Origin of the sequence: Micromonospora maritima (assembly GCF_902825405.1) — a bacterium.
In the GTDB taxonomy this organism is placed as follows: Bacteria; Actinomycetota; Actinomycetes; order Mycobacteriales; family Micromonosporaceae; genus Micromonospora; species Micromonospora maritima.
The window spans coordinates 1-4,030 of the sequence record NZ_CADEAU010000476.1; the positions used below are offsets into that span (position 1 = coordinate 1).

The window sequence follows — 4,030 nt, forward strand, 5'->3', positions numbered from 1 at the left end:
CGGGCTCACGGCGGCCCGGGGCCGGTCGGACCGCGCCCGTCCGTCGGGGCGCGGTCGACCGGTGCTGAGGCCGGGTGGGGCCGGGGGCGCGGGTCGGATGTCGATCGCGGGGTCCTCGGCTCAGTCCGTCCCGGCGACCAGCTCGACCTCGTAGCCCTGACCGTCGGTCAGGTAGGCGGCGTAGCTGTCGGGGCCGCCCGCGTGCGGGTGTCGGTCCGGGAAGAGCAGCGTCCAGCCGTGCTCGGGTGCGGCGGCGACCAGGCGGTCGACCGCCTCCGGCGGGCCGGCGTGGAAGGCCAGGTGGTTGAGCCCCGGCGCGAGCCGGTCGTGGGTTCGGCCGGTGAGCGCCGGGGACTCCTCCAAGACCAGGTAGGTGGGCCCGTGGCGCCAGGAGCGGCCGGCCGGCCAGTCCTGGTACGGGGTCCACCCCAGTTCTCCGAGAAGCCACCCGAAGGTACGTCTGGCTGCCGCCAAGTCGGGTACCCAGACCTCCACGTGGTGCAGACCGCCGAGGGTCAGCGCTTCCCGCCCGGCACCCATAGCACGTCTCCGTCCGGATTCGCCGTTCTTGACAGGATAAAGAGCAGATCGGAGAGCCGGTTGAGATACTTTGCCGGGAGGGGGCTGGTCCGATCGGGGTCGTGTGCGACAAGCGCCCATGCCGCACGCTCGGCGCGCCGGGCGGTCGTCCGTGCCACGTGCAGCAGTGCCGCGCCCGCGGTGCCGCCGGGGAGGATGAAGGAGTCGAGCTTGCTCAGGCGCGCGTTGTACTCGTCGCACCAGCCCTCCAGGCGCTCGACGTACTCCTCGGTGACCCGCAGCGGCGGGTACTTCGGGTCCGGCTCGACCGGGGTCGCCAGGTCCGCGCCGACGTCGAACATGTCGTTCTGCACGGACTCCAGCACTGCCCGCAGCTCGTCCGGGAGCTGCCCCAGGGCGAGCGCGACGCCGATCGAGGCGTTGCACTCGTCCACGTCGGCGTACGCGGCGATCCGCGGATCGGTCTTCGGCACCTGCTCGTTGTTGCTCAGCCTGGTCATGCCGGCGTCGCCGGCCTTGGTGTAGATGCGCGTGAGGTGGACGGCCATGACGCACAGCCTACGGATACCGGACCTGACCATCCCGGTGCGGCCGGACCGGCCGACCGCGGTGGGGCCGGGTGACGCCGGCGACCCGGCGATCAGCGACGTCGACGTCATCCGGGTACGGGGGGACGCCCGGCTGGCCGGCACCGTGCACGTGGTGGGCGCGAAGAACTCGGCGTTGAAGCTGATGGCCGCCGCGCTGCTCGCGCCCGGCCGCAGCGTGATCACCAACGTGCCCCGGATCACCGACATCGCGATCATGGGCGAGGTGCTGCGCCGGCTCGGCTGCGGCGTACGCTTCGGCCCGGACGACCCGGTCGACCCGATGGTGGCCCGCGGCGGTGTGGAACGGTCCCGCTCGGTCGTCATCGACGTGCCGGAGCGACCCGGCGCGGAGGCCGACTACGACCTGGTCCGCCGGCTGCGCGCGTCGATCTGCGTGCTCGGCCCGCTGCTCGCCCGCCGGGGCTACGTGCGGGTGGCCCACCCCGGCGGCGACGCCATCGGCTCGCGTGGCCTGGACATGCACATCGCCGGGCTGGCCCGGATGGGCGCGGAGATCTCCGGAGAGCACGGCTTCGTCATCGCCGAGGCGCCGGACGGGCTGCACGGCGCGGACATCGTGCTGGACTTCCCGAGCGTGGGCGCCACCGAGAACCTGGTGATGGCGGCGGTGCTGGCCCGGGGCGGCACGACGATCGACAACGCGGCCCGGGAGCCGGAGATCGTCGACATCTGCACCATGCTGAACCGGATGGGCGCCCGGATCTCCGGCGCCGGCAGCTCGACGCTGCACATCGTCGGCGTGCCCGAGCTGCGTCCGGTCCGGCACGCCACGGTGGGGGACCGGATCGTCGCCGGCACCTGGGCGTTCGCGGCCGCGATGACCCGGGGGGACGTCACCGTGACCGGCCTGGACCCGGCCTACCTGGAGGTCGCGCTGGACAAGCTGGTCGCGGCCGGCGGCCTGGTGGAGACCCGGGGCGACGGCTTCCGGGTACGGATGGACGACCGCCCGAGGGCGGTCGACGTGGTCACGCTGCCGTATCCGGGCTTCGCCACCGACCTGCTGCCGATGGCGATCGGCCTGGCCGCGGTCAGCGCGGGCGGCTCGCTGATCACCGAGAACATCTTCGACGGCCGGTTCATGTTCGCCAACGAGATGATGCGGCTCGGCGCGGAGATCCGGACCGACGGGCACCACGCCCTGGTCTGCGGCCGGGAGCGGCTCTCCGCCGCCCCGGTACGCGCCACCGACATCCGGGCCGGCGCCGGCCTGATCATCGCCGGGCTGTGCGCCGACGGGACGACCGAGGTCTCGCACGTGCACCACGTGGACCGGGGCTACCCGGACTTCGTGGCGGACCTGCGGGCGCTCGGCGTCGAGGTGGAGCGCGGCACCGCGCCGGAGGAACCCGACCTGGCCATCTGACGGCCCTTATCCCTCGTTAAGTAGGGTTCTGGAGGACATTCCAGAACACGGCGAGGGAGAAGCAGATGGCGGGTCGACTCGCGGTCGTCGGTGCCGGGCTGATGGGCTCGGGCATCGCCCAGGTGGCGGCGCAGGCGGGCTGGCAGGTGACGCTGCGCGACGTGGACGACGCGGCCACGAAGCGGGGCGTCGACGGCATCCGGAAGTCGCTGACGAAGTTCGCCGAGAAGGGCAAGATCGAGGCGTCCGACGTCGAGGCGACGCTGGGCCGGATCACCCCGACCACCGAGCTGGAGGCCGCGGCCGACGCGGACATCGTGGTCGAGGCGGTCTTCGAGAAGATCGAGATCAAGCACGAGGTGTTCCGCGCGCTGGACAAGATCTGCAAGGCGGACGCGGTGCTGGCCACCAACACCTCGGCCATCCCGGTCACCCAGATCGCCACCGCCACCGAGCGCCCGGAGTCGGTGGTCGGCACCCACTTCTTCTCGCCGGTGCCGATGATGAAGCTCTGCGAGCTGGTCCGGGGCTACAAGACCAGCGACGCGACCATGGACACCGCCAGGTCGTTCGCCGAGGAGATCGGCAAGACCGTGGTGGTGGTCAACCGGGACATCGCCGGCTTCGTCACCACCCGGCTGATCTGCGCGCTGGCGATGGAGGCGGTCAAGCTCGTCGAGTCCGGCGTGATCTCCGCCGAGGACCTGGACACCGCCTGCAAGCTGGGCTTCGGGCACGCCATGGGCCCGCTGGCGACGGTCGACCTGACCGGCGTGGACGTGCTGCTCAACGCCACCCGCAACATCTACACCGACACCGCGGACGAGAAGTTCTTCCCGCCGGAGCTGCTCCAGCGCATGGCCACCGCCGGCGACCTGGGCCGCAAGACCGGCCAGGGCTTCTACTCGTACTGAGCGTGTCGAGCGCCCCGCCCTGGACGACTCACGTCCGGGGCGGGGTGAGCGCGGCGCCGAGCAGCGCGAACGCGTCCGGGATGACGGTGCCCCAGTAGCCGAAGTTGTGCCGCCCGTCGGCCCAGGCCGCCCGTACCGGGCGCTCGGGCAGCACCCGGGCCAGCGCGCGGACGTCGGCGAGGAAGTTGTCCTGCCGGCCGCACCAGAGCCCGACCGGGGTGCCGCGCAGCTTGTCGACGCCGGTGAAGACCGCGTCGCCGGGGCGCACCGCCGGGGAGAAGGCCGCCGCCATCCTCAGCCAGCCCGGGTACGTCTCGGCCAGCAGCAGCGCCCCGAAGCCTCCCATCGACCAGCCCCAGACGGCCGTCCGGCTGATGTCGAAGCCGCGCCGGGCGCACCAGGCGGGCACCTCCTCGCGCACCATCCGCCGTGGGTCGTCGTCGCCGGCGGGGCGCCAGGAGAGCCGGCCACCCGTCGCGCCGGCGAGCGCGAACGGCGGGGCGCCGCGACGCACCGCGTCGGTGAGGAAGCGGGCCAGCCCGAACCGGCCGTAGTCGCGCGGGGTGGCCGACGCGCCGTGCAGCACCAGGCAGACGGGC

5 protein-coding genes are annotated in these 4,030 nt (G+C 72.9%); 2 read left to right on the top strand and 3 right to left on the bottom strand.

Annotation, left to right across the window (positions count from 1 at the left end; all coding sequences use genetic code 11):
* Positions 1-120: 120 nt before the first annotated feature.
* Both HUW36_RS27370 and HUW36_RS27375 read right to left on the bottom strand, forming a co-directional pair.
* Positions 121-540 carry a VOC family protein gene (locus HUW36_RS27370; RefSeq protein ID WP_174530775.1) on the bottom strand — a complete coding sequence of 140 codons (420 nt, stop codon included), beginning with the start codon at positions 538-540 and terminating at the stop codon, positions 121-123.
* Positions 516-1,088 (bottom strand): cob(I)yrinic acid a,c-diamide adenosyltransferase, encoded by a 573-nt coding sequence (locus HUW36_RS27375; protein WP_047893386.1) that lies wholly within the window; start codon positions 1,086-1,088, stop codon positions 516-518. The genes HUW36_RS27370 and HUW36_RS27375 overlap by 25 nt, the downstream gene beginning before the upstream one ends.
* Here HUW36_RS27375 and murA point away from each other — a divergent pair.
* Together murA and HUW36_RS27385 are read left to right on the top strand one after the other, a co-directional pair.
* Complete coding sequence (gene murA / locus HUW36_RS27380) at positions 1,087-2,517, top strand: UDP-N-acetylglucosamine 1-carboxyvinyltransferase (protein WP_174530776.1); 1,431 nt, start codon at positions 1,087-1,089, stop codon at positions 2,515-2,517. The two genes, HUW36_RS27375 and murA, sit on opposite strands and share 2 nt — an antisense overlap.
* A gap of 65 nt (positions 2,518-2,582) precedes the next feature.
* Positions 2,583-3,431 (top strand): 3-hydroxyacyl-CoA dehydrogenase family protein, encoded by an 849-nt coding sequence (locus HUW36_RS27385; protein WP_174530777.1) that lies wholly within the window; start codon positions 2,583-2,585, stop codon positions 3,429-3,431.
* Between the two features lie 28 nt (positions 3,432-3,459).
* On the opposite strand, the gene HUW36_RS27390 is transcribed toward HUW36_RS27385, so the two are convergent.
* The coding region (locus HUW36_RS27390) for an alpha/beta hydrolase-fold protein (protein WP_174530778.1) at positions 3,460-4,030 on the bottom strand (571 nt) is incomplete at its 5' end.

Coding starts and splice junctions, on each gene's coding strand:
- HUW36_RS27370 (WP_174530775.1), bottom strand. CDS start 540: ATGGGTGCCGGGCGGGAAGCGCTGACCCTCGGCGGTCTGCACCACGTG.
- murA (WP_174530776.1), top strand. CDS start 1,087: ATGACGCACAGCCTACGGATACCGGACCTGACCATCCCGGTGCGGCCG.
- HUW36_RS27375 (WP_047893386.1), bottom strand. CDS start 1,088: ATGGCCGTCCACCTCACGCGCATCTACACCAAGGCCGGCGACGCCGGC.
- HUW36_RS27385 (WP_174530777.1), top strand. CDS start 2,583: ATGGCGGGTCGACTCGCGGTCGTCGGTGCCGGGCTGATGGGCTCGGGC.